General features: G+C 72.4%; 19 protein-coding genes. 7 read left to right on the plus strand and 12 right to left on the minus strand.

Annotated features, from left to right (window positions below; all coding sequences use genetic code 11):
• Positions 1–35 precede the first annotated feature (35 nt).
• A complete protein-coding gene (dinB, locus tag C8E84_RS03780; RefSeq protein WP_159899599.1) occupies positions 36–1,292 on the minus strand; it encodes a DNA polymerase IV in 1,257 nt (418 codons plus the stop codon).
• An 18-nt stretch (positions 1,293–1,310) separates the two neighbouring features.
• Positions 1,311–2,096 carry a class I SAM-dependent methyltransferase gene (locus tag C8E84_RS03785; RefSeq protein WP_159899601.1) on the minus strand — a complete coding sequence of 262 codons (786 nt, stop codon included), beginning with the start codon at positions 2,094–2,096 and terminating at the stop codon, positions 1,311–1,313.
• A gap of 135 nt (positions 2,097–2,231) precedes the next feature.
• On the opposite strand from C8E84_RS03785, the gene C8E84_RS03790 reads away from it, so the two are divergent.
• On the plus strand, positions 2,232–3,206 hold the full coding sequence (locus C8E84_RS03790; protein ID WP_159904451.1) for an IS5 family transposase: 975 nt from the start codon (positions 2,232–2,234) through the stop codon (positions 3,204–3,206).
• A 152-nt stretch (positions 3,207–3,358) separates the two neighbouring features.
• Here the strand turns inward: C8E84_RS03790 and C8E84_RS03795 are convergent, their stop codons facing one another.
• The 3 genes from C8E84_RS03795 to C8E84_RS03805 all read right to left on the minus strand — a co-directional run bounded on the left by C8E84_RS03795 (position 3,359) and on the right by C8E84_RS03805 (position 8,296).
• On the minus strand, positions 3,359–7,477 hold the full coding sequence (locus C8E84_RS03795; RefSeq protein ID WP_281348903.1) for a DNA polymerase III subunit alpha: 4,119 nt from the start codon (positions 7,475–7,477) through the stop codon (positions 3,359–3,361).
• A 7-nt stretch (positions 7,478–7,484) separates the two neighbouring features.
• Positions 7,485–7,916 carry an SAV_6107 family HEPN domain-containing protein gene (locus C8E84_RS03800; RefSeq protein WP_159899603.1) on the minus strand — a complete coding sequence of 144 codons (432 nt, stop codon included), beginning with the start codon at positions 7,914–7,916 and terminating at the stop codon, positions 7,485–7,487.
• 80 nt (positions 7,917–7,996) lie between these two features.
• Positions 7,997–8,296 carry a DUF6504 family protein gene (locus tag C8E84_RS03805; protein ID WP_159899605.1) on the minus strand — a complete coding sequence of 100 codons (300 nt, stop codon included), beginning with the start codon at positions 8,294–8,296 and terminating at the stop codon, positions 7,997–7,999.
• Between the two features lie 122 nt (positions 8,297–8,418).
• Here C8E84_RS03805 and C8E84_RS03810 point away from each other — a divergent pair, with 122 nt between their 5' ends.
• From C8E84_RS03810 to C8E84_RS03820, 3 genes are all read left to right on the plus strand, one after another.
• On the plus strand, positions 8,419–8,943 hold the full coding sequence (locus tag C8E84_RS03810) for a YbaK/EbsC family protein (RefSeq protein WP_159899607.1): 525 nt from the start codon (positions 8,419–8,421) through the stop codon (positions 8,941–8,943).
• 248 nt (positions 8,944–9,191) lie between these two features.
• Positions 9,192–10,613, plus strand: coding sequence for a 3' terminal RNA ribose 2'-O-methyltransferase Hen1 (locus C8E84_RS03815; protein WP_159899609.1), 1,422 nt, complete (start codon positions 9,192–9,194; stop codon positions 10,611–10,613).
• Between the two features lie 42 nt (positions 10,614–10,655).
• Positions 10,656–13,181, plus strand: coding sequence for a polynucleotide kinase-phosphatase (locus tag C8E84_RS03820; protein WP_159899611.1), 2,526 nt, complete (start codon positions 10,656–10,658; stop codon positions 13,179–13,181).
• An 18-nt stretch (positions 13,182–13,199) separates the two neighbouring features.
• Here C8E84_RS03820 and metF read toward each other — a convergent pair whose 3' ends face one another.
• Complete coding sequence (gene metF, locus C8E84_RS03825) at positions 13,200–14,105, minus strand: methylenetetrahydrofolate reductase [NAD(P)H] (RefSeq protein ID WP_159899613.1); 906 nt, start codon at positions 14,103–14,105, stop codon at positions 13,200–13,202.
• A gap of 101 nt (positions 14,106–14,206) precedes the next feature.
• Between metF and C8E84_RS03830 the strand changes: the two genes are divergently transcribed.
• Positions 14,207–15,292 (plus strand): polyprenyl synthetase family protein, encoded by a 1,086-nt coding sequence (locus C8E84_RS03830; RefSeq protein ID WP_159899615.1) that lies wholly within the window; start codon positions 14,207–14,209, stop codon positions 15,290–15,292.
• 25 nt (positions 15,293–15,317) lie between these two features.
• Here C8E84_RS03830 and C8E84_RS03835 read toward each other — a convergent pair whose 3' ends face one another.
• Both C8E84_RS03835 and C8E84_RS03840 read right to left on the minus strand, forming a co-directional pair.
• On the minus strand, positions 15,318–16,334 hold the full coding sequence (locus tag C8E84_RS03835) for a serine hydrolase domain-containing protein (protein WP_211675381.1): 1,017 nt from the start codon (positions 16,332–16,334) through the stop codon (positions 15,318–15,320).
• 66 nt (positions 16,335–16,400) lie between these two features.
• Positions 16,401–16,811, minus strand: coding sequence for an Rv2175c family DNA-binding protein (locus tag C8E84_RS03840; protein WP_159899617.1), 411 nt, complete (start codon positions 16,809–16,811; stop codon positions 16,401–16,403).
• A gap of 101 nt (positions 16,812–16,912) precedes the next feature.
• Between C8E84_RS03840 and pknB the strand changes: the two genes are divergently transcribed.
• Both pknB and C8E84_RS03850 read left to right on the plus strand, forming a co-directional pair.
• Entirely contained in the window at positions 16,913–18,880 is a 1,968-nt protein-coding gene (gene pknB, locus C8E84_RS03845; RefSeq protein ID WP_246196760.1) for a Stk1 family PASTA domain-containing Ser/Thr kinase, read from the plus strand.
• An 8-nt stretch (positions 18,881–18,888) separates the two neighbouring features.
• A complete protein-coding gene (locus C8E84_RS03850) occupies positions 18,889–19,809 on the plus strand; it encodes a DMT family transporter (RefSeq protein WP_159899619.1) in 921 nt (306 codons plus the stop codon).
• A 136-nt stretch (positions 19,810–19,945) separates the two neighbouring features.
• On the opposite strand, the gene C8E84_RS03855 is transcribed toward C8E84_RS03850, so the two are convergent.
• The 4 genes from C8E84_RS03855 to macS are packed head-to-tail and all read right to left on the minus strand — an operon-like array spanning position 19,946 to position 24,366.
• Entirely contained in the window at positions 19,946–20,992 is a 1,047-nt protein-coding gene (locus C8E84_RS03855; RefSeq protein ID WP_159899621.1) for a threonine aldolase family protein, read from the minus strand.
• 5 nt (positions 20,993–20,997) lie between these two features.
• On the minus strand, positions 20,998–22,350 hold the full coding sequence (locus tag C8E84_RS03860) for a class II 3-deoxy-7-phosphoheptulonate synthase (RefSeq protein WP_159899623.1): 1,353 nt from the start codon (positions 22,348–22,350) through the stop codon (positions 20,998–21,000).
• A 58-nt stretch (positions 22,351–22,408) separates the two neighbouring features.
• Complete coding sequence (locus C8E84_RS03865) at positions 22,409–23,191, minus strand: response regulator (protein ID WP_159899625.1); 783 nt, start codon at positions 23,189–23,191, stop codon at positions 22,409–22,411.
• Complete coding sequence (gene macS, locus C8E84_RS03870) at positions 23,188–24,366, minus strand: MacS family sensor histidine kinase (RefSeq protein ID WP_159899627.1); 1,179 nt, start codon at positions 24,364–24,366, stop codon at positions 23,188–23,190. The genes C8E84_RS03865 and macS overlap by 4 nt, the downstream gene beginning before the upstream one ends.

The raw sequence follows: 24,366 nt of genomic DNA on the forward strand, positions 1-24,366 counted from the left end.
GGCATCCGGCGGACGCCCTGTTGTCCCTTGAGCCCTCAGGATAGGTCCCGATGTCTCCCCGGGGAAGTCGATGTATCACGTTCGATGAGGCTGGCCGGTCGAACCGACCCCGCACCGAAGCGCGAGCGGGCCCGGTCAACGGCACGATCGGCATCCCGCCAGCCGTGTTCGGGCTCCCCGATCACCCCCTGGATGGGTGAGGCCGACGCCTCCACGAGCTTCTCCATGCGCACGCCGACGAGCCTGATCCGGGCCCGCTGGAGCCCGAGGGCGTCGAACAGCGCCACGGCCCCCTCGTGGATGGCCCGCCCGCTGTCGGTGGGCTCACGCAGCGTCTTCGACCGGGTGATCGTCGTGAAATCACTGAACCTCACCCGCAGGGTGAGGGTTCGACCGGTCAGTCCGGCGGCCCGCATCCGGGCCGCGGTGCGCTCGCTGAGGGCCAGCAGGCGCCGGTGGATCTCGGCGGAGTCGTCGATGTCGTGCTCGAAGGTCTGGTCGCTGCCGATGCTCTTCTCCCGCTGCACCTGCTCGACCGATCGCGGGTCGCGCCCCCAGGACAGGTCGTGCAGGTGGCGCCCGGTGGCCTCGCCGAGGCCGCGCACGAGCGTGGCGAGCGGGGTGTGGGCGATGTCGGCGACGGTGCGCAGGCCCAGGCGCAGCAAGGCGTCCTCGGTGCGCTCCCCCACCCCCCACAGCGCCCCGACCGGCAGCTGCTGGACGAAAGGCACGACCTCGTCGCGCGGCACGACGACCATCCCGTCGGGCTTGGCCAGTCCGGAGGCGATCTTCGCGACGAACTTCGTCGAGGCCACACCGACCGAGCAGGTGATGCCCTGCTCGTCGTGGACGGTGTCGCGGATGTGCTGACCGATGGTCGCCGGGCTGCCCATCGCCCGAACCGCCCCCGAGACGTCGAGGAAGGCCTCGTCGAGCGAGAGCGGCTCGACGACCGGGGTCACCGAACGGAAGGTCTCCATGACGGCTGCGGAGATCGCGCTGTAGCGGGCGTGGTCGGGGGGCAGGACGACCGCCTGGGGGCAGAGCCGTCGCGCCCGCGACATCGGCATCGCCGAGGTCACCCCGAACCGGCGCGCCTCGTAGGTGGCCGAGAGCACCACCCCTCGGTTGCCCCCGCCGATGATGACCGGGGTGCCGACGAGTTCGGGGTGGGAGAGCAGGGTCGCCGCCGCGTAGAAGGCGTCCATGTCGACGTGCAGGACCGTGCACCCCGTGTCGTCGGGCGGCTCGCTGGCGTCCCGGTGCGGGAGGGCGTACTGGCGTCGGCTCATCGGTGGCCTCCGGTGCCGTCAGCCCCGGGTGGCGAGGACGTGCCGGACGCTGCCGAGGCCACCGAGCAGCGGGTGGTCGAGGTGGCGGCTCGCGACCTCCTCGAGCTCGAGCAGCGCAGCCCGGTCGGCCTCGGAGTCGACCAGCGCGGAGGGGACGAGGTCGCTGAAGATGCGCACCCCGTGGCTGTCGACCGGGGTGAACCCGTGAGTGCGCAGCAGGTCGAGGACGACGTTCTCGTCGAAGCGGCGTGGTGCCGGGTCGTCGTCACCCCAACGCCCGTCAGGCCGCTCGAGGATGGCCTGCGCCCGCGCGAACTGCCCCGCCAGGGCCCGGGCCAGTGCGGCAGGCAGCCGCTGGGCGACGACGAGGGAGAGGGTGCCTCCGGGTGCGAGCACGGTCGCGATGCCCGCCATCGCGGCATCCGGGTCGTCGACGACCTCGAGGGTGCCGTGGAGGCAGACGAGGTCGTATGCCGCCGGCTCGCCGCCCGCGGCGAGCTCGCCGAGGGTGTCGGTGTCACCCTGCACGGGGTGGATCCGCTGCGAGGTGTCGGTCTCGGCGGCGCGGCGGCGCAGCGAGGCGAGGGCGTCGGGGCTGGGGTCGACGACGGTGACGTCGTGCCCGGCGACGGCGAGGGGCACGGCGGTGCCGCCGGTGCCGCCGCCGAGGTCGAGCACACGCAGGGGACGCCCGAGCTCGGCGCTGCGCCGGGCGGCGAAGGCGTCGAGGGCGCCGTGGACGGCAGCCGTGCGCAGCCCGGGAGGGCCTGCTGCCCGACGGGATCGGGCCCGCTCGTCAGCCACGGCTGGTCTCCTCGCTCAGGTCGGTACCGCAGGGTCGGTGTCTGGCGTCCCACCCTAGGGAATCACTGATTTTCTCGGCTGGCCGGGGCGTCTTCGGCCTTGGTGGGTGGGGTCCCGGGAGAATGGGGTGTGGATATCGATCAGCCCAGTTTCACCGACATTGAGTACGGCAACCGGCGGCGTGTGTCGCGTCGGGAGAAGTTCTTGGAAGCGATGGACGCCACGATCCCGTGGGCGTCGTGGGTGGGGGTGATCGAGCCGTTCTACTACGCGGATCGTGCGGGTAAGCGGGGCCGTAAGGCCAAGCCGGTGGAGACGATGCTGCGGATGTACCTGCTGCAGGTGTGGTTCTCCCTGTCCGATGAGGGCGTGGAGGACGCGGTGTACGACTCGTACGCGATGCGCCGGTTCATGGGGTTGGACTTCGCGGTCGAGCAGGTCCCGGACGCCACGACGCTGCTGCACTTCCGGCACTTGTTGGAGGAGCACCACCTCGGGGAGAAGCTGTTGGCGGCGCAGAACGAGGTGTTCGCGCAGCAGGGCTGGATCATGCGGGGCGGGTCCATCATCGACGCCACGATCATCGCGGCGCCGTCATCAACGAAGAACGCCACCGGCACCCGCGACCCGGCGATGCACCAGACGAAGAAGGGCAACCAGTGGCACTTCGGGATGAAGGCCCACATCGGCGCTGATGCCGGGACCGGGTACGTCCACACGGTGACCGCGACCGCGGCGAACGTGCATGACCTGGACGAGGCGGTGCACCTGGTGCGCGCCGATGACGAGGTTGTGTACGCCGACGCCGGGTACCAAGGAGCTGCGAAGCGGCCCGAGATCGCCGAGAACGAAGACCTGTCACAAATCACGTGGCAAGTCGCCCCACGTAAAGGGGTGCTCAAGACGATGCCCGAGCATGACCGCGCCGTGGCATCACGCCAGGCGTCGGTGCGGGCCAAGGTCGAACACCCGTTCCTCATCGTCAAGCGTGACTTCGCCTTCACCAAGACCCGCTACCGCGGGATCGCGAAGAACCTCAACCACCTCAACGTGTTGTTCGCCTCCGCGAACTGGTTGATGCGCGCCAGGGCCGCCGCCCTCATGGGGTGACGGCCAGGCTTCAGCCTGCCCGCAACCGCTAGAAACACCCCGAGACCCGGGGGTCAAGAGCCCAACCCACCGGGCGAAACGAGCCCCCGGGGAGTGCCCCCGACCCCGCCGGGCCCCCGCACCAACCAACTGCCCCCTTGATCAGCGCTTCCCTAGTGTCCGGAACTGCCGGGGCTGGCGTGCCACAGCTTGCGCGGGGGCAGCGCGTCGACCGGCGCACCCCGCCCCGAGCGCGGGTCCAGCCCCGGTGGGCGGGTGTCGGCGTAGGGCGACTGGCGAAAGCCCGAGGCGTGCACGAGGACGCGCCGCCCGGTGTGGGCGTCCTGCTCGATCGCGGCGAGCCGGGCGGCCTCGGCGCGTGCCACGGCATCCGCCTCCCCCGCCGCGATGACGGCCTGCACCCGTTCGAGGCCACCGAGCTGCCAGGCGTCCCAGAGACCGGCGAGCTCCCAGGCCCCGGTGGCGCGGATGGAGACGCCACGATCCCCGGTTCGGCGCAGCACCCCGCGCACGAGGAGCAGCCACGAGTGGAAGACGACGTCGGCGTAGGGGCCCTGGACGTCCTCGAAGAAGGTGCAGTCGGCTGGCCCGGTGGAGTCGTCGAGGGTGAGGAAGACCACCCGTCGCCCCGAACGCACCGGCGGGGTCTGGGTGGCGACCTTGACCCCGGCCACCCACACCCGGCTGCGGCTGCGGGTGGCGAGCAGGTCGACGCTGCGGGTGACCCGAAGCGCCCGCAGCAGCGGGTCGTAGAACTGCACGACGTGGGCGGACACGTCGAGCCCGAGCACGTCGAGCTCGGCGCGCACCTTCTCGGGGCCGGTCAGCTCGGGCAGCCCGGCCCCGGGGACCAGCTCGGGCCGGTCACCGAGGTCGAGGGTGAGCTGGGTCGGTTGGGCACCCGCCGGGACGACCTCGCGCGCCGCCTGCGACTGGGCAGCGGCCTGTTCCCGGACGTCGAGCGGGAGCCCGGCCAGCGCAGCCGCGCCGTCCTCGCGCGGCGGGGCGATGCTCGGCACCGGGAGGCGTCGGCTGCGCCTCACGGGCCCCCCGGAACCGCGGTCCCACCGCTCGAGCTCGGCGACGTGCAGCAGCAGGTCGCGGCGGGTGACCCGACCACGCCGGCCGAGCCCACCGTCCCCCATCCCGTGCAGCGAGTCGAACGCCCCGGCCAGGACGAGCCGCTCGACGACCGGGCGACTCACCCGGGCCCGCGTCCAGAAGTCACCGAGGTCGGCGTACGGCTGACCCGCGACGACCCGGGCGACCTCGGCCGCGCTGATCCCCTTGACGTCGGCGAGGGAGAGTCGGATGCCGTACGGCTGGTTCGCGCGCTGCCACGCCGGCTCCACGGCATCCGACTCCACGGCATCCGACTCCCCTTCAGTCGAAAGTAAGGGAATCGCCGTCTCGTCGGTGCTGCCAGCGGCGAGTTGCCTACTCTCGACCGGGGGCCCTGCATCCGGGGTGGGCTCGCACACCTGCTCGATGCGGTAGGTGTCGGTGGAGGCGTTGACGTCCAAGCCGAGCACGGGGATGCCGAACGAGCGGGCGTCGTCGAGCAGCAGCCGCTTGGGGTACATGCCGGGGTCGTGGGTGAGGATGCCGGCGAGGAAGGCCGCGGGGTGGTGGGTCTTCAGCCACGCCGAGTGGAAGGTCGGCAGGGCGAAGGCGGCCGCATGGGCCTTGCAGAACCCGAAGCTCGCGAACGACTTCAGCACCTCCCAGATGCGGTCGCGGTCCTCGGCGGTGTAGCCCCGGGCGGCGGCCGCGGGGCGCCACCAGGCCTCGACGTCGACCTGGCCCTGCGGGGTGCCCATGCTGCGGCGCACCTCGTCGGCCTGGGCCAGGCTCACCCCGGTCGTCTCGGCGACGATGACCAGCACCTGCTCGTGGAAGACGACGACGCCCTCGGTCTCCTCCAGCGCCGGGATGAGGCTCGGGTGGATGAAGCGGCCTGCGCTCCACCCGTGGCGGCTGTTGAGGAACGGGGTGATCATGTCGGACTTGACCGGGCCCGGCCGGAACAGCGAGATGTCGACGATGAGGTCGTCGAACCGGCGCGGCCCGAGCTTGCCGATGAGCTCGCGCTGCCCCGGGCTCTCGATCTGGAACATCCCGAGGGTGCGGGTGGTGCGGATCAGCTCGTAGGTGGCCGGGTCCTCGTGGGGCACCTGCTCCTCGTCGTCGAGGTCGATGCGCTCCCCGCTCACCCGCTCGACCTCGGCGACCGCGTGGGCCATCGCCGACTGCATGCGGATGCCGAGCACGTCGAGCTTGAGGAAGCCCAGGGTCTCGACGTCGTCCTTGTCGAATTGGCTCATCGGGAACCCCAACCAGCTCGCCTCGACCGGGGTGCGGTCGAGCAGGCCCGCGTTGGACAGCACGATGCCGCAGGGGTGCAGCGCGATGTGGCGCGGGAGACCGTCGAGGGCCTCGACGAGGTCGAAGAAGGCCGCCATGCGAGGGCTGTCGAGGCCGCGACTGCGCAGTTCGGGCAGGTCGGCGATGGCGTGGCGGGCGTCCTTGGCGCGGATGTGCGGGAACGCCTTGGCGATCTCGTCGACCTCGGTGGGGGGCAGCCCGAGCGCGGCGCCGACGTCGCGCACGGCGTGGCGCACCTTGTAGGTGTCCATCATCGACACGCACGTCACCCGCTCACCGCCGAACCGGGTGAGCACGGCCTCGTAGATCTCGGTGCGCCGGGCCGACTCGACGTCGACGTCGATGTCGGGCAGTTCGGCGCGCAGCGGGGAGCAGAACCGCTCCATGAGCAGCCGGTGCCGGATCGGGTCGACCCCGCTGATGCCGAGGAGGTGGTTGACCAGGCTGCCGGCACCCGAGCCGCGGGCGGCCACCCGCACCCCACGGGCCCGAATGAGGTCGGTGACCTCGGCGACGGTGAGGAAGTACGTGGGGTAGCCCAGGGTCTCGATGACGGCCAGTTCCTCCTCCAGCCGGTCGAGCACCACCTGGCGCTCGGCCTCCCCGGCTCCCGGGTAGCGGCGGCCGACCCCGTCGCGGCAGCGCTGCGTGAGCACCGCCATGGGGTCGTCCGCGGCGCCGAGGCCGAGCACCTGCGCCTCGGGCAGGTGCACCGCCCCGATGCCGAGGTCGGGCCGGGCCTGCTGGGTGCACTCGGCCGCGACGAGTGCGGTCATCGCGACGAGGCGGTCGGCACGGGAGCGGTCTCCCCCGGTGACATCGAGGGCGTTGGCGTGCATCTGCGCGGTGCTCGCGAGGTGCCCCGAGTCGGTGACCCGGTCGAGGTGGCGCGAGTCGAGGACGACGAGGCGGCGGGCGGCGTCGAGCAGGTCGACGGTGCGCACCTGGTCGGGGTCGACGTGGCGCACGGCAGCGGTGAGGACGGCGGGGATGCCGGCCGCGTCGGCGAGGGAGAGCAACCTGGCGGCGTGCGACCGGCATCCGGAGGTTCCTTCCGGACCACCGTGCAGCACCACCTCGACGGCGAGGGCGTCACGGGGCAGCACGGCCTGCCAGGCCGCGAGCAGGTGCCGGGCGCGGTCTCGGCGACCCGCGAGGGCTGCCCGCCCGACGTCGGAGTCGGGGCCGAGCAGCACGAGCAGCCGGCTCGGCCCGAGAACGTCCCCGACGTCGTGCGACGTTGTGGCGGTTCCGCCCGCCTCCGAGGTGTGAGAACCGTCTGTACGTCGCACGAAGTCGGGGTGTGGTGGGGCGCCCGGGGAATCAGCACCCCAGGCCCAGGTGGCGAGGAGGTCGCGGCTGGTCACCGGGACCCCCCGTTCGCCGCGCAGGTGGGTCTGCGTGACGAGCCGGCACAGGGCAGCCCACCCCGCACCGGGAGCCACCCCGGCGACCTGGCCGCGGGCGAGCACGGTCACCCGTGGGCGGCGGGGGTCGACGATGGCCCCACCCCGCACGGGGGTGCGCGGGCGCGGGGGGTGACTCACGGCATCCGACCTCGCGCCCCCACCCCAGGTGGATCCGCCAGCCGTGACGCCGCCGCCCGAGCTGGAGCCTCCAGCCGAACCACCGCCCCCCGACGTGGAACCGCCAGCCGTGACACCGCCACCCACGTCGACGGCGAGGTCGACCCCGAGGACCGGGTCGATGCCGGCCCGCCCGCACGCCGTGGCGAACCGCACCGCGCCGTAGAGCCCGTCGCGGTCGGTGAGCGCCAGCGCGCCCTGGCCGTGGGCGACGGCACGCTCGACGAGGTCCTCGGGCATCGAGGCGCCGTAGCGCATCGAGAACCCCGAGGCGACGTGGAGGTGGGCGAACCCGTCCACGACGCCCTCAGGCCGAGCGCACGGGCACGAGCCGCTGCGGGCGCTGCACCCCGGGCACCCCGAGGCGACGGGCCGCGAGGTCGACGAAGGTCTCGGCGTCACGCAGCAGGTCGTCGGCCTCGCGGGCGCTGACCCGCACGAGCCCGGTCTCGACCCCGACCCGCTGCCCCGTAGAGGCCGCGAAGCGCTGGGCCCACTCGGTGAGCTCGGGGGCGACCCTGGCGGTGAGCGCCCACACGTCGTGGGGGCCGTTGCCGCGAGCGGCCAACCCGGCACCGGGGTGGGTCGCCGCCCGGGCCGCGACGATCGCCGCCCCGGCACGCAGGGCTGCCAGCGAGGCGGCGAGGTAGCGCGCCGATGCCGCCGAGGCGGCGTACCCGCTGGTCAGGGACTCTCGCGACCGGTCGAGGAGGTCCAGGGTGGTCGCGGCGTGGCTCATCGGGGGCTCCTGAAGATGGTTCATCGGATGCTGCGTGCTCGGTGCTGTGGTGCTCGGTGCGGGGTCCATGGCGGTGGGACTCAGTCGTGGGCTCGCAGGAGCAGCCAGCGGTCGTCGTCGAGCCCGAGGTCGAAGACCCCGGCGGTGCCGGAGGGTGGGCGTGCCTCGACCCGCCAGACCCGGCGCTGCGGGCTCGGCAACGCGGCCCCACCGGTGAGGTCACCGACCTCGCGCCACCAGGCCCGACGCTCCTGCCACGAGGCCAGCACGGCGCACACGGTGTAGCGCCGACCGCGCCAGACGAAGTCGCGAGGGCCGTCGATGCCGGCACTGACCGTGGCGCTGCGGACACGGATGGTCTCATCGTGGCGGCGGACCATGACCTCCCCTTCCCCGCAGTGGTGTCGAACAGTTTTGTCGAACAGATGTTCGATGCCTCCACCATAACGCGGCCCACCGACAGCTCGTCAAGCCCGCGTCACCGGGTCGCTACGCTGCCGCCATGACCCAGCCGCCGAGCGAGCAGAACCCCCCGCGAGACCTCTCCGACCACGCCGGCGTGCGCTCGGTGATGCAGGCCCTGGCCGAGCACGGTCTCACCCCGCAGGTGCGCCACCTCCCCGACGCCGTGCGCACCGCCCAGGCCGCCGCCGACGCCCTGGGCATCTCGCCTGCCGAGATCGCGAACAGCCTCGTCTTCATCGCGACGACCCACGACGGCGAGCGCCTGCCTCTGCTCGTCATGGCCTCCGGAGGGCACCGGGTCGACGTCGTCTCCGTCGCCGACCGGGCCGGCCTCGCGAGCATCGAGCGGGCCGACCCCGCCTTCGTGCGCGAGCACACCGGCTTCGCGATCGGCGGCGTCGCTCCGGTCGGCCACCCCCACCCGCTGCGCACGATCATCGACACGCACCTCGCGACGTACACGGTCGTCTGGGCCGCCGCGGGCCACAGCCACAGCGTCTTCGCGACGACCTACGACGACCTGGTGCGGATCACCGGCGGTCAGCCGATGGACGTCGCCTGACATCGCCGAAGACGGGCTGATTGAACCCCAGTTCCCGCAACCAGATCGCCATCTGGCACATCTGAGTACGAGTACGCATGCGGCAGCCCCGTGCTGGCCGTCATGCTCGACACACGTGGTCGCGCCGACCGCGGGAGTGGACGTTGAGGGGGGTCCGTGCCCGCGGCCGGCGCGACCGACCCATGAGGGCGCGGCCCGGCTCGACAAATCGGCGTGCGGGCACACCGGTCGTCGGCAACACTGACGCGGTGTACCTGACCATCTCGACGACCCACCGTCCCGCGACGGATCTCGGGTACCTGCTGCACAAGCACCCCGACCGGGTCCAGCAGTTCACCCAGAGCTTCGGGGTCGCGACGGTCTTCTACCCGCAGGCCACCGACGAGCGCTGCACGGCCGCCCTGCTCCTCGAGATCGACCCGGTGCGCCTGGCCCGCGGTCGGGCCCGCAACCTGCCCGACTTCAGCCTCGGCCAGTACGTCAACGACCGCTCGTACGCCGCGTCCTCCCTGTTCGCCGTGACCCTGGCCGAGGTGTTCAGCACGGCGCGGATCGGGCGCTGCGCGTCGCACCAGGACCTGGCCGACTCCCCCATTCCCCTGCAGATCCGCATCCCCGTGCTGCCGTGCCGGGGCGGACCCGCCATCGCCCACCGGATCTTCGAGCCGCTGGGCTGGCAGGTCGTCGCCGACCCCATCGCCCTCGACGAGGCCTTCCCGCAGTGGGGCCCCTCCCGTTACGTCGACCTCACCCTCACCGGCACCGTCCGCCTGGCCGACGCCCTCACCCAGCTGCACGTGCTGCTGCCGGTGCTCGATGAGTCCAAGCACTACTGGCAGGGCCCGGACGAGGTCGACAAGCTCCTGCGCTCCGGCGGCGACTGGCTCGCGGGCCACCCCGAGGCCGAGCTCATCACCCGGCGCTATCTCGCGCGCACCGGATACACCCGGGTGGCCCTCGAACGCCTCACCGAACTCGGCGACGATTCCCGGACATCGGATGCCGTGGAGCAGGACGCCGCACCCCTCACCTCCGAGCCCCTCACCACCGAGCCGCAGACCACCGCGCGCACTCCCTTGAACCGCCAGCGGCACGATGCCGTGCTCGCCGAGCTGCTCGACCTCGGCGTGAGCTCGGTGATCGACCTCGGCTGCGGCCCCGGGGCCTTCCTCGAGCGCCTCGTGCGCACCCCCTCCTTCACCAAGGTCGCCGGCAGCGACGTGTCGACTGGGTCGCTGCACCAGGCGGCTCGCCGCCTGCACCTCGACACCATGACCGAGCGCCAGGCCGACCGGGTCGAGCTCTTCCAGGGCGCCCTGACCTACGAGGACCCGCGCTACGCCGGGTTCGACGCCGCCGTGCTCATGGAGGTGATCGAACACGTCGACCCGAGCCGGCTGCCCGCCCTGGAGTCGGTCGTCTTCGGCACCGCCTCCCCCGGTGCCGTGCTCGTGACCACCCCCAACCGGGAGTACAACGTCCACTACGACGACCTGACCGGCATGCGGCATCCCGACCACCGCTTCGAGTGGGACAGGGACGAGTTCGCGACCTGGTGCGCGCGCGTCGCGGCCACCCACGGGTACGCGGTGGTGATCCGCGGCATCGGCGATCCCGAGGCCGCCACCGGCCACCCGACCCAGCTGGGGGTGTTCACCCGTGACGCCTGAGACACCTGTGACCCGGAGATACCCGTGACCCCTGAGATACCCGTGACCCCTGAGACGAGCGACACGACCGAGGTGCGCGTCCCGGCATCCGGGCTCGTCGTGCTCGTCGGGGTCTCCGGCAGCGGGAAGTCGAGCTTCGCCCGCGAGCACTTCCGCCCCACCGAGATCGTGTCCAGCGATGCCTGCCGGGCGATGGTCTCCGACGACGAGAACGACCAGAGCGCCACACCGGACGCCTTCGAGCTGCTGAACCACATCGTCGGCACGAGGCTGCGCCGGGGGCTGCTCACCGTCGTCGACGCCACCAACGTGCAGTCCAGGGCCCGGGCCGAGCTCGTCAGCCTGGCCCGCCGACACCACGCCCTCGTCGACGCCATCGTGCTCGAGGTGCCCGAGACCGTCGCCGGGGCGCGCAACGCCGGGCGTGCCGACCGCGACGTCGGGATGACGGTCGTGCGGCGCCAGCAGCGTGACCTCAGCAGGTCGATGAAGCGCCTGCGCAAGGAGGGCTTCCGGCGGGTGCACGTGCTCGACGCCGGGGGTGCACCACCGCGGGTGCATATCGTGCGCGAACGGCCGTGGAACGACCGGCGCGAGGTGCACGGCCCGTTCGACGTCATCGGCGACGTGCACGGCTGCCTCGGTGAGCTGCGCACCCTGCTCGAGGACCTCGGGTGGACCCTCGACCTCGACGACGCAGGGCGTGCCGTCGGCGCCACCCACCCGCAGGGTCGTCTCGCCGTGTTCGTCGGCGACCTCGTCGATCGCGGACCGGACTCCCCCGGCGTCGTGCGGCTCGTCATGGGCATGGTCGAGCAGGGCAGTGCCCTGTGCGTCTCGGGCAACCACGAGGCCAAGCTCGTGCGGGCGCTGCGCGGCAACGCGGTGACCGTCTCGCACGGGTTGGCCCAGTCGCTCGAGCAGTTCGGGCGCGAACCCGAGCAGTTCCGCGCCGACGCCCTGGCGTTCATGGACGGGCTCGTCGCGCACTACGTCCTCGACGACGGCCGCCTCGTCGTCGCCCACGCCGGCCTGAAGGAGGAGTACCACGGGCGAACCTCCGCCCGGGTGCGGGCCTTCGCGCTGTACGGCGACACCTCGGGCGAGACCGACGAGTACGGCCTGCCGGTGCGCTACCCGTGGGCGCAGGACTACCGGGGCAAGGCCATGGTGGTCTACGGGCACACCCCCGTGCCGAGCGCGCAGTGGCTGAACAACACCATCTGCCTGGACACCGGCGCGGTGTTCGGTGGCGCGCTCACCGCGCTGCGCTACCCCGAGCGCCAGATCGTCTCGGTGCCGGCGCAGCAGCAGTGGTACGAGCCGATCCGGCCGCTCGGGGCTCCGAGCACCGAGCGGCAGCCCTCGGTGCTGCGCCTCGACGACGTCGGCGGGAACCGCTGGCTCGACAGCACCCGGGCCGGCCGGGTCAAGGTCGAGGAGGAGAACGCCGCGGCCGCCCTCGAGGTGATGAGCCGCTTCGCCGTCGACCCCCGCTGGCTGGTGTACCTGCCGCCGACGATGTCACCGGCGCGTGCCTCGTCCCGCGAGGGATACCTCGAGCACCCGCAGGAGGCCTTCGACGAGTACGCCGCGTGGGGGGTCACCTCGGTGGTGTGCGAGGAGAAGCACATGGGCTCGCGCGCGATCGCCGTGCTCACCCGCGACGCCACGGTCGCGGCCCGCCGCTTCGGCATCGACGACGGCAGCAGCGGCTGCATCCACACCCGCACGGGCCGACCGTTCTTCGCCGACACCGCGCCCCTCGTCGAGTCGTTGCGGGATGCCGTCGCGCCCCTGTTCGCGTCGCTGGACACCGACTGGGTCGCCCTGGACTGCGAGCTGCTGCCCTGGTCGGCCAAGGCCCTGGACCTCATCACCGACCAGTACGCCTCGGTCGGTGCGGCCGCCCGGCACGCCCTGCCGGCCGCGCTCGCCGGTCTCGACGCGGCATCCGGTCGCGGTCTGGACGTCGAGGACCTGCGGCGACGCACCGACGCCCGGCACGCCAACGCCCTGGCCTTCCGCGGCGCCTACGCGGCCTACGTGCGCCCGACCGACGGGCTGGACGGGGTCACCCTGGCCCCGTTCCAGGTGCTCGCCGTGCAGGGGCACCTGCTCGCCGAGACCCACCCGCACCCGTGGCACCTCACCCAGTTCGCGGGCCTGACCAGCGACCTCATCACCCCGACCCGGCACCGGGTCGTCGACCTGACCTCGCAGCGGGAGCGCGAGGATGCCGTGCGGTGGTGGGAGGAGCTCACCGCCGCCGGTGGGGAGGGCATGGTCGTCAAGCCGGCCCACCTCGTGACGGGGCGGGTCCAGCCCGGGCTGAAGGTGCGAGGGCGCGAGTACCTGCGGATCATCTACGGCCCCGACTACACCGAGTCGTTGCCGCTGCTGCGCGATCGCAACCTCACCCACAAGCGGCGCCTGGCGCTGCGCGAGCACGGGCTCGGGCTCGACGCCCTCGCGGGGTTCGTCGCCGGTGAGCCGCTCTGGCAGGTGCACCAGCGGGTGTTCGCGGTGCTCGCGCTGGAGTCGGAGCCGGTGGACCCCCGCCTGTGACCAGCGGCGGGCGCCGCCTCAGAGGCTGAGGTTCTCGTAGACCTCGAGGGTCGCGGTCGACCGGTTCATCGTGATGAAGTGCAGGCCCGGCGCGCCCTCGTCGAGCATCCGCTGGCCGATCTCGGTGGCGATCTCGACGCCGACGGCGCGCACCGCGGCCGGGTCGTCCTTGACGGCCTCGAGCCGCTCGATGACCGCGGGTGGCAGCGGCGTGCCCATGAGCTCGGACATCCGCTGGATCTGCTTGAGGTTGGTGACCGGCATCAGGCCGGGGGTGATCGGCAGGTCGCGCCGGGCAGCGACGAGGTCACGAAAGCGCAGGTAGCTGTCGGCGTCGAAGACCATCTGGGTCACCGCGAAGCTCGCCCCGGCATCCGCCTTGCGGACGAGCACGTCGACGTCGTGCCCGAGGTCGGGGCTGTCGGGGTGCACGTCGGGGAAGGCGGCGACGCCCACCGTGAAGTCGCCGAGGCCGCGGATCAGGGCCACGAGCTGGTCGGCGTGGTCCAGGCCCTCGGGGTGCGGGGTCCACTGGCCGCGCACGTTGCCGGGCGGGTCACCACGCAGCGCGAGGATGTTGCGGACCCCGGATGCCGCGTACGCGCCGACGACCTGGCGCACCGCCCGCTTGGACGCCCCGACACAGGTGAGGTGGGCCAGCGGGGTGAGGGTCGTCTCGTCGGCGATGCGGCCGGTGACGCGCACGGTGCGGTCCTGCGTGGTGCCGCCCGCCCCGTAGGTCACCGACACGAATGCCGGTCGCAGCCGCTCGAGGTCGCGGATGGCCGTCCACAGCTGGGCCTCGGAGGCGTCGTCCTTGGGTGGGAAGAACTCGAAGCTGATCGAGGGTCGAGGCTGCGCCAGACTGGCCGGAATCGATGCCACGAGGTGCGCCGGCCGCCCTCCGCCTCCGTAGTGCGCCATGGCGGTGAGGGTAGTCCAGCGCTCACGCCGTAGGCTCTGGGGACCCAGCATCTGACCACCGGCGCGCGCTGCGCCGCACGGTCACCCCCCAGGAGGAACCCGTGGCCAGCCCGCTCGACACCGCAGACCTGCGGAACCGGGTCCAGGGCTGCCTCGACGCCGAGCTCACGACCCAGGCCGCCGTGCTCGCCGAGCTCGGTCCTGACGTCGACGAACTGGTGACGTCGATCTCGGCGCTGCTGCGTGGGGGCAAGCGCCTGCGCGCCGCCTTCCTCTACTGGGGGCACCGCGCGGCCGGTCGCCCCGACTCCGACGCTCTCATCCGGCTCGCCAGCTCGATGGAGTTGTTCCAGGCGGCAGCGCTCATCCACGACGACGTCATGGACGACTCCGACACCCGCCGCGGGATGCCGGCCGCCCACCGCGCGTTCGCGAGCGCCCACGCCGGGCGGGGCTGGGGAGGCGACAGCGACCGGTTCGGCCTGGCCGGGGCGGTGCTCGCCGGCAACCTGTGCCTGACGTGGACCGATGAGGTGTACGCCACGTGCGGGCTGCCCGACGCTGATGTGGCGCGGGGGCGCCCTGTCTTCGACCGGATGCGCAGCCAGCTCATGGCCGGGCAGTTCCTCGACGTCGTGGAGTCGATGCGCCCGTGGGACGGGCTGCCCGCGGCCGAGCGCATCGAGCGGGCCGACCGGGTCATCCGCTACAAGAGCGCGAAGTACTCCGTGGAGCACCCGCTGCTCATCGGCGCCACGACCGGTGGCCTGGACGACGTCGGCGTGGGGGCGCTGTCGCGCTACGGGCTCGACCTCGGCCGCGCCTTCCAGCTGCGTGATGACCTGCTCGGGGTCTTCGGCGACCCGCAGGAGACCGGCAAACCCGCCGGTGACGACCTGCGCGAGGGCAAGCGCACCGTGCTGCTCGCCCATGCGCTGGCCGGCGTCGACACGAGCGGGCAGCAGCGGGTGGAGTCGCTCGTCGGCCGCGCCGACCTGGACGCGTCGCAGGTCGAGGAGCTGCGCGCCACGATCGTGGGGTCGGGTGCGGTGACGCGGCTCGAGGACGAGATCACCCGGCTCGCGGATGCCGCGACGAGCGCCCTCGGGGATGCCCCGTCCATCGATGACGAGGCTCGCGCCGCCCTGCTCGACCTCGTCGGCATCACCACCGCCCGTACTGCCTGACCTCGAGCCGCCTGACCACGGGCCGCTATCCCACGAGCTCGACGTCGATGTCGCGCGCGAGGGCCGCGATCACCGGCCAGGCACCCTCGGAGCTGTTGCCGAGGACGCTCACGGTCGCCCGCGACGGCACGAGGTGCGTCGATCGGAAGGAGACCCCCGCGTCGTAGCCCTCGATGATGAGAGCCGGGTGCGAGCGGTGCAGCCAGAAACCCATCGCGCTGCGCAGCCCCTCCTGCGGCACGTCGTGCCGCGGTGCGGTCATCCGCGCGAGCGTGGCGGGCGAGACGATCTTCCCCTCCGTCAGGGCCACCCAGAACCGGTGCAGGTCGGCGGCCGTGGTGAAGGCGCCACCGTCGCCGGCGGCGAGCACCGGCAGGTGCAACGTGTTGACGAGGTTGCCCCTCGCAGCCAGGTAGCCCAGGGCCACGTCCCCCGGCAGGTCGTTGAGGGGGAGGAAGCCGGTGCGCTCCAGGCCAGCAGGCTCGAGCACGAGTCGGCGCACGACGTCGTGATAGGTCTGCCCGGTCGCCCGCTCCAGCACGACGGCCAGCACGGCGTAGTCGCTGTTGCAGTACGTGAACCGCAGCCCCGGCTCACCGCGCTGCGCACGCCCGTCGAGCATCGGCAGGAACGCCTGTGCCGTGGTGAGGGTGTGCACCGGTAGGGTCATGACGAACTGTGACGGCGACCAGCCGCCGTCCTCGTCGAGGTAGTCGCCGATCCCGGACGTGTGGTCCAGCAGCTGCTCGATCGTCACGCCGTCGTCGATGAGTGGCAGGTCCTCGCCGAGCCATTCGCGTACCCGACCCTCGAGCTCCAGCACACCCTGCTCGACGAGCCGCATCACGGCCAGGGCGGTGAACGCCTTGCTGCCGCTGGCGATCCCGACGCGGGCATCGACCGTCATCGGCACCCGCAGCGCCCGGTGCACGAAGCCCTCGCACCGCTCGAGGACACGGCAGTCGCCGACGTCGACGGTCACCACCCCGGTGAACGCCTGCGCGGCCACCGCGTCATCGAGGGCCTGCTCGTCGATCACCACGTGCGGCTCCTTCCGGAAACCCCCATCATGGCGCGGCCGATGCCCCGACGGAAGGGTCAGCCCCGGTCAGAACGCTTCTTCCATGGCGCGGCGGCGCACCTCGGTCTTGAAGCCCGCGTGGATGGCGTTGATCGGCGTACCCGGCACGGGAAGCGTGTCGTCGGGCGTGTGCAGCCAACGGATGATCTCGATGTCGGTCATGCCGCCGTCGGCCAGCACGGTGAACGTGCCCTTGAGGGCGTGGTGCGGCCCCTCGTCGGTGAGGAAGCCCGCCGGAACGGCCACGACCCGTCGCTCCCCGACGCGGTGGGAGAGCAGCTCGCGGTCCTCGATGAGCCGGCGCACCGTCGACAGCGGCAGACCGAGGCGTTCGGCGATGTCCGGGACGGTCAGCCACTCCCCGACCAGGGCCTCGAGGTCAGCACCGGGGGCGGCGTCGGCGGCGTCGGTCGTCTCGCTCTGCGGGGTCTCGTTCACGGCGCTCAGCGTGCCACAGCACCCGTCTCCGGCGGGAGGACACACCCCCGGCGGGGCGCTGCGATGAGGGATCGTGGCCCGGATCTACGTACACTCCTACGGTGTCATCCACCGGCGACGCGCTCATCGGGCGCACCCTCGACGGACGCTATCGAGTGCTCCGTCGACTCGCCGACGGCGGAATGGCCACCGTCTACCTGGCCCTCGACGAGCGCCTCGACCGCGAGGTGGCCCTGAAGGTCATGCGCGAGCACCTCGTCCACGACGAGAGCTTCGTCACCCGCTTCCACCGCGAGGCGCGCTCCGCGGCATCCCTGTCACACCCCAACGTCGTCGCCGTCTACGACCAGGGTCGCGACGGCGACGTCATGTTCCTCGTCATGGAGCACGTTCCGGGGCTGACCCTGCGTGAGGTGATGCGTGAGGAGGGGGCCCTGACCCCACGCGCCGCGCTCGACGTCCTCGAACCGGTGCTGCTCGCCCTCGGCGAGGCGCACGCCAACGGCCTGATCCACCGAGACGTCAAGCCCGAGAACGTCATCATCAACGACAACGGCACGGTCAAGGTCGCCGACTTCGGTCTGGCCCGGGCCGTGACCAGCCAGACGGTGACGAGCACCTCCGGTGTGCTGCTCGGCACCGTCGCCTACCTCTCCCCCGAACAGGTCGAGCGCGGCATCGCTGACGCCCGCAGCGACGTCTACGCCGCCGGGCTGATGCTGTTCGAGATGCTCACCGGCACCAAGGCCGTCACCGGGGACACGGCGATCCACGTCGCCTACCAGCATGTCCACGGGGGGATGCCGTTGCCCTCCAGTCGGGTGCCCGGTCTCGACCCCGCGCTCGACGACCTCGTCGCCGCCGCCACGGCCCGCGACCCCGACGACCGCCCCGCGGATGCCGCGGCCCTGCTCACGATGCTGCGGCGCACCCGCGCACTGCTGTCCCCCGCGGCCCTGGACTCGCGCCCCGCCGGCGCCGAGGCCCTCGCGGCTGCCGCCGTGCCGACCACCGCTGCTGCCTCCCCTGCCGCGACCGCCGCGCTGCCGATCCCGGGAAGCTCCGCGACGGCATCCGGAAGCGTCCCGACCCGCTCGCACACCGACACGCGGGCCCTCACCCTGCCCCCCTCGCCCCCCTCTGCCCCCGCACCGCTCGAGGGCCGGGTGGTCGCCGGTGGTGGCCGATCGGGTGGCACGCGACGCTGGTGGCCAGCCATCGCGGCATCCGCCCTGATCGCCGCCCTGACGGCCTGGTTCTTCATGTTCGGACCCGGCGCGATGGCGACCGTCCCCTCGGTGCAGGGCCAGACCGAGTCCGCCGCCGTGGCCGCGGTCGACGACGCGTCGCTCACCGCGACCGTGACGCAGGCCTTCGACGAGGTCGTCCCGGCCGGCCAGGTGATCTCCACGGACCCGGGCGCAGGCGAGACGATTCGCCGTGGCGCCGGGGTCTCCGTCGTCGTGTCGAAGGGGCCGGAACGCTACGAGGTGCCGCCCGTGGTCGGGATGACCCTCGCCCAGGCGACGGCCAGCATCGGCGAGGTCAACCTCGTCGTCGGTGAGGTCAAGGAGGTCTTCGACGAGACCGTGCCCAAGGACGAGGTCATCTCGGCCGATCCCGGGCCCGGCGCCAGCCTGAAGAAGGGCGTCGAGGTCAACCTCACGGTGAGCAAGGGCCGCAAACCCATCGAGGTGCGCGACTACACCGGCAAGGATGCCGCCGCGGCGCGCAAGGCGCTCACCGACCTCGGACTGGTGGTCGACGCCAGCAAGGAGGAGAACAGCGACACGGTCGACAAGGGCAAGGTGATCAGCCAGAGCCCGAGCGACGGCACCCTGTTCAAGGGCGACACCGTGACGCTGGTCGTGTCCAAGGGCCCGGTCATGGTCGACGTCCCCAACGTCGTGGGGCAGCAGGTCGACCAAGCCCGCGCCGCGTTGGAGGCCACGGGCTTCAAGGTCACCGTGCGCAAGGCCCTCGGCGGGTTCTTCGGCACCGTGCGACTGCAGGAGCCTGGCAGCGGTCAGGCCCCCAAGGGCAGCACCATCACCCTGACGATCGTCTGAGCGCCGTCATGAGTGCTCCCGCCGGGCGGACCCGGCTCGCCACGCTGCTGCTCATCGGCGTCACCGCCGTGTGGGGCTCGACGTTCTTCCTCATCCGCGACCTCGTCGAGACCGTTCCCCCGGCCGACTTCCTCACGGTGCGCTTCGGCATCGCCGCCATCGTGATGTTCGCGCTCTTCCGGCGCCAGACCTTGGCGCTCAGTCGCCGCGACCTGCGCATCGGGGTCGTCCTCGGGGTGCTGTACGGGTCGGCACAGGTGCTCCAGACGATGGGGCTCCAGCACACCGACGCGTCGGTCTCGGGCTTCATCACCGGCACCTACGTCGTGCTGACCCCGGTGCTCGGGGCGGTGCTGCTGCGCGAGCACATCCGGCCGGTGACGTGGGCTGCCGTCGCCCTGGCCACGGCCGGGCTCGCGGTGCTGTCGCTCCGGGGCTTCGCCGTCGGGGCGGGCGAGGCGCTGACCCTGCTCTCCGCCGTGCTCTACGCCGGCCACATCGTCGCTCTGGGGCGGTGGTCGACGGCACGGGCCGCGGTCGGGCTGGCCACCGTGCAGGCCGCGGTGATCGCCGTGGTCACGGGCGTCGCCGCCGTCCCGGGCGGGCTGACCCTGCCGGCCGACGGGGGGCAGTGGGCGTCGCTGCTCTACATGGCGCTCATCGCCGGGGCCGGTGCGCTGTGGGCGCAGACCTGGGCGCAGGCCCACCTCACGGCGACCCGGGCGGCCATCGTCATGGCGCTGGAGCCGGTGTTCGCCGCGTTCTTCGCCGTGCTTCTCGGCGGTGAGAGCCTGACCCGGCGCATGCTGATCGGCGGTGCCATGGTGGTGACGGCCATGTACCTCGTCGAGCTCAAGTCGACACCGCGCGATCCGGACGCCAGTGCTGCCGACGATCCGCCGGTGGAGGCCTTGCACCACGACGTCTGAGCGATCGCAGGCCCGTACCCCCAGTGCCCAATAGGTCGATGGAGGTACGCCAACGCCCGTGCAGGCCCGTACCCCGAGTGACCTATTGGTCGTTCGGGGTACGCCAACGCCCGTGCAGGCCCGTACCCCCAGTGCCCTATTGGTCGATCGGGGTACGCAGGAGGGTGGTGGCGGCGTCGATCGCGGCATCCGTGCCCGCGTCGTCGACGTCGAGGTGCCACACCAGGCGCACCCGACCCGGCCCGACGGCATACGTGCGCACTCCCTGCTCCATGAGGGCCGCCACGAACGCCGGCGCCTGCCAGCCGAGAGCCCCGACGTCGAGCACGACGATGTTGGTCTCGACGGTGGAGGCGTCCACCGACCCGGGAGCCGCCTCGGCACACGCCGCGGCGAAGCGCGCCGCCCGGGCGTGGTCGTCGGCGAGGCGCTCGAGGTGGTGATCCAGGGCGTGGATGCCGGCCGCCGCCAGGATGCCGACCTGCCGCATCCCCGCCCCGTACCGCTTGCGCCAGATCCGAGCCTGGGCCATCCGCTCCGCCGAGCCCACGAGCACCGAACCCACCGGGGCGCCGAGCCCCTTGGACAGGCACACGCTGACCGTGTCGAACTGCTCGCCGTATGCCGTGAGCGGCACCCCGGTCGCGACGTGGGCGTTCCACAGCCGCGCCCCGTCGAGGTGCATCGCCACCCCGAGGGGCGCGGTGGCTGCCCGAACCTCTCGGATGGCCTCGATCGGCTGCACCGTCCCGCCACCGAAGTTGTGGGTGTTCTCCAGCACGACGAGCGAGGTCTCGACCTGGTAGGGCCCGACCCCGGTCGTGACGAGCGACATCGGCCCCGCCGGGTCGAGCAGCCCGCGCTCGCTGGGCCAGGACCGGCTCGTGATGCCCGAGAACGCCGCCGCGGCCCCGAGCTCGGCGCGCAGCACGTGCGCCAGCTGGTCGGCGACGAGCTCCTGGCCGGGGCCGACGTGCAGGCGCAGCCCGAGCTGGTTGGCCAGGGATCCGGTCGGCGCGAACAGCCCGGCCTCGTGACCGAGCAGCGCGGCGACCTTGTCCTCGAGCGCGCGAACCGTGGGGTCCTCGCCGAAGACGTCGTCACCGACCTCGGCGTTCGCCATGGCTTGGCGCATGGCCGCAGTCGGCCGGGTCAGGGTGTCCGAGAGCAGGTCGGCGCGCACCGACGTCAGTCCTGGTTCAGCATCTCGGCGACGAGGAACGCCAGCTCGAGGCTCTGCTGGTGGTTCAGGCGCGGGTCGCACACCGTCTCGTAGCGCAGGTTCAGGTCGGCGTCGAGGATCTTCTCGGACCCACCGATGCACTCGGTGACGTCGTTGCCGGTCAGCTCGACGTGGATGCCGCCGGGGACCGTGCCGAGGCCACGGTGCACCTCGAAGAAGCCCTCGACCTCCTCGACGACGTCGTCGAAGTCGCGGGTCTTGTAGCCCGACGCGGACTCGAAGGTGTTGCCGTGCATCGGGTCGCACACCCAGGTGATCGAGGCGCCGGATGCCGTGACCTTCTCCACGATGGTCGGCAGCGCCTCACGGATGCGGCCCGACCCCATGCGGGTGATGAAGGTCAGGCGGCCCGGCTCGCGCTGCGGGTCGACCTTGTCGATGATGCGCAGCAGGTCGTCGGTGTCGGCGTTGGCCGACACCTTGATGCCGACGGGGTTGCGCACGGAGGCGACGAAGTCGATGTGCGCGCCGTCGAGGTCGCGGGTGCGCTCCCCCACCCACACGAAGTGTCCCGAGGTGTCGTAGAGCTCACCGGTGCGCGAGTCGACCCGGGTGAGGGGCCGTTCGTAGTCGAGCACGAGGGCCTCGTGGGCTGAGAAGAACTCGGTGGTGCGCATCGCCTCGAAGTCGGCGCCGCAGGCGTTCATGAACTTCATCGCCTTGTCGATGTCCTTGGCGAGGCGCTCGTAGCGCGCGTTCGCGGCGTTGGCGACGAAGCCCTTGTTCCAGTCGTGGACGTGGCGCAGGTCGGCGAAGCCACCGGTGGTGAATGCCCGCACGAGGTTCAGCGTGGCGCTGCTCGCGTGGTAGGCCCGCACCAGTCGCTGGGGGTCGGGCGCGCGCGACTCCTGCGTGAAGTCGAAGTCGTTGACCATGTCGCCGCGGAACGCCGGAAGGGTGACGCCCGCGCGGGTCTCGAAGTTGCTCGATCGTGGCTTCGCGTACTGCCCGGCCATCCGGCCGACCTTGACGACGGGCACCGACGCGCCGTACGTGAGCACGGCCGCCATCTGCAGGATCGTCTTGACCCGGTCACGGATGTTGTCGGCCGTGGCGGAGGCGAAGGTCTCGGCGCAGTCGCCGCCCTGGAGCACGAAGGCCTCACCGCGGGCGACGGCTGCCATCCGCTCGCGCAGCACGTCGCACTCGCCGGCGAAGACGAGCGGCGGGTAGCTGGCCAGGGTGGCCACGGCCTCGGCGAGTGCGTCGGCGTCGGGCCAGACCGGCTGCTGGGCAGCGGGGAGTTCGGCACCGGCGGCGAGCCGCTGGCGGGGGTCTGGTGCGGTGGTCGTGCTCACCGGGCAAGGATAGGTCCCGTGCGGCGCCCGCCTGCGTCTGCCCGTATGCCGGTCGCGCTCAGTCCTGCGCGGGGCCCTCGTCCTCGAGGCCGCGGGCCAGCGCGAAGCGGACGAGCTCGACCCGGTTGTGCAGGTGCAGCTTGCCCAACGTGTTCTGCACGTGGTTCTGCACCGTGCGGTGCGACAGGAACAGCTCGGCCGCGATCTCCTTGTACGACATGCCCGTGGCGACGAGGCGAAGCACCTCGGTCTCGCGCTCGGTCAGCTCGGGGATGGGTCGGCGGCGCTCCTCGACGGTCGCCCCGACAGGCGTGGCACCCGTGCCGGACCCCTCGGATGCCGTGGCGCTCGACGACGTCGACCCGTCGGCCATCCGGCGGAACTCCCCGAGGACGAGCCCGGCGAGCCCCGGCGTGAACACCGCCTCCCCGCGGGCGGTGGCGTGCACGGCATCGACGATGTCCTGTGCGGATGCCGACTTCACGAGGTAGCCGGTGGCCCCTGCCTTGATCGCCGCGAGGACGTCACGCTGCTCACCGCTCGCGGAGAGGATGAGCACCCGGGTGGGCAGGTCACCGAGGGCGCGACACACCTCGTCACCGCGCATCCCCGGCAGGTTGAGGTCCAGGACCAGGACGTCGGGTCGGGTCGCCCGAGCCCGGCGCACGGTCGAGGGACCGTCAGTGGCCGTCGCGACGATCCGCAGGCCCCGCTCGGCGAGGTCCCGTTCCAGTGCCGAGAGCCACAACGGGTGGTCGTCGGCGACGAGGACGGTCGGCGACGCGTCACCCGGGGTCGGTACGGACGGCGACCCCCCGGCATCCGGTGGGGTCGTGGTCATGCTCGCTCCTTGACGGTTCGCGGAATGGTCATCCTCACCACGCACCCTCCGCCGGGGCGGGTGGTCCACGTGACGGTGCCGCCGAGGTCCTCGATGCGGCCGCGGATCGATGAGCTGACCCCGAGGCGCCCCCTGTCGGCGGCGTCGAACACGTCAGCGAGCTGAGCACCCACCCCGTCGTCGCGGATGGTGACCTCGAGCCCCGAGGAGTCGCCCTCGAGCAGCACCCACGCCCGCGCACCGGGCCCGGCGTGCCGGTCGACGTTGTCCAGGGCGGCGGCGAGCGCGGCGTCGACCTCGTGGGCGACGAGCACGTCGACGAGGACAGGGTCGGCCGGCACCGCGACGGTGACGTCGGGGCGCTCGCGGGCCGTGAGGGCGATCCGCAGGTCGATCTCGTGCCCCTGCGCCGCTCGCAGGTCGGCGACGGCACCGCCGGCCTCGGGCGCTCCAGTCCCCGACACGAAACGCCGCAGCGACCGCTCCTGCTCGGCGGCGATCGCCGCGAGGTCGGCGGCCTCGCCCCCGATGTCCTCACCGCGGCGGTGGATGTAGGCCAGCGACTGGAGCACGCCGTCGTGGACGACGCGGGCGATTCGTTCGCGCTCGTGCAACCGCTCGCGCTCGAGCAGCACCTGCTCCTCCCTCTCGAGGCCGCGGCGGGCGAGGTCGACCGCCAGCCCGATGAGGCCGCCGAGCAGGACGAGCAGCACGATGTTGTGGATCGTGGTCTGGGTCGGCCTGCCCACCTCGATGAGGTCGGCGATGGCGATCACCGCCGCCGCGATGAGCCCTCCGCGGGCGCCGGCGACGACGGCCCCACCGGCCACCGAGCCCGCCGCCCAGATCGTCGGCAGGGTGAACTGCCCGGCGGCGATGGACTCGGGGGTCTCGGCGAGCAGGGTGGCCAGGATGCCGGCCACGGCGATCGACACCTCGACGACGACGACCCCGACGGTGCGGCGCCGGTAGAACAGCAGGCCGACCGACCAGGCGAGCATGACGGCGAGCACCACCACGGCCACCCAGGGCCGCACCATCGTCTCGTGGCGCTGCCAGGCCAGCCACGCGGCATACAGCGCAGCGAGCGGGCGGTAGACGTCGAGCCCGCGGTGGAAGGACTCCACCACGACGGGCTCGCGACGTCCCGTGCGCTCCGAGCTCGGCCCGAGCAC

The sequence above is a fragment of the Ornithinibacter aureus genome, from assembly GCF_009858245.1.
GTDB classification, from domain to species: Bacteria; Actinomycetota; Actinomycetes; order Actinomycetales; family Dermatophilaceae; genus Fodinibacter; species Fodinibacter aureus.

What these genes read in the sequence shown, in the direction of transcription:
- C8E84_RS03805 (WP_159899605.1), bottom strand. Translation starts at nt 8,296, where the DNA reads ATGGTCCGCCGCCACGATGAGACCATCCGTGTCCGCAGCGCCACGGTC.
- dinB (WP_159899599.1), bottom strand. Translation starts at nt 1,292, where the DNA reads ATGAGCCGACGCCAGTACGCCCTCCCGCACCGGGACGCCAGCGAGCCG.
- C8E84_RS03800 (WP_159899603.1), bottom strand. Translation starts at nt 7,916, where the DNA reads ATGAGCCACGCCGCGACCACCCTGGACCTCCTCGACCGGTCGCGAGAG.
- C8E84_RS03810 (WP_159899607.1), top strand. Translation starts at nt 8,419, where the DNA reads ATGACCCAGCCGCCGAGCGAGCAGAACCCCCCGCGAGACCTCTCCGAC.
- C8E84_RS03865 (WP_159899625.1), bottom strand. Translation starts at nt 23,191, where the DNA reads ATGACCACGACCCCACCGGATGCCGGGGGGTCGCCGTCCGTACCGACC.
- C8E84_RS03850 (WP_159899619.1), top strand. Translation starts at nt 18,889, where the DNA reads ATGAGTGCTCCCGCCGGGCGGACCCGGCTCGCCACGCTGCTGCTCATC.
- metF (WP_159899613.1), bottom strand. Translation starts at nt 14,105, where the DNA reads ATGGCGCACTACGGAGGCGGAGGGCGGCCGGCGCACCTCGTGGCATCG.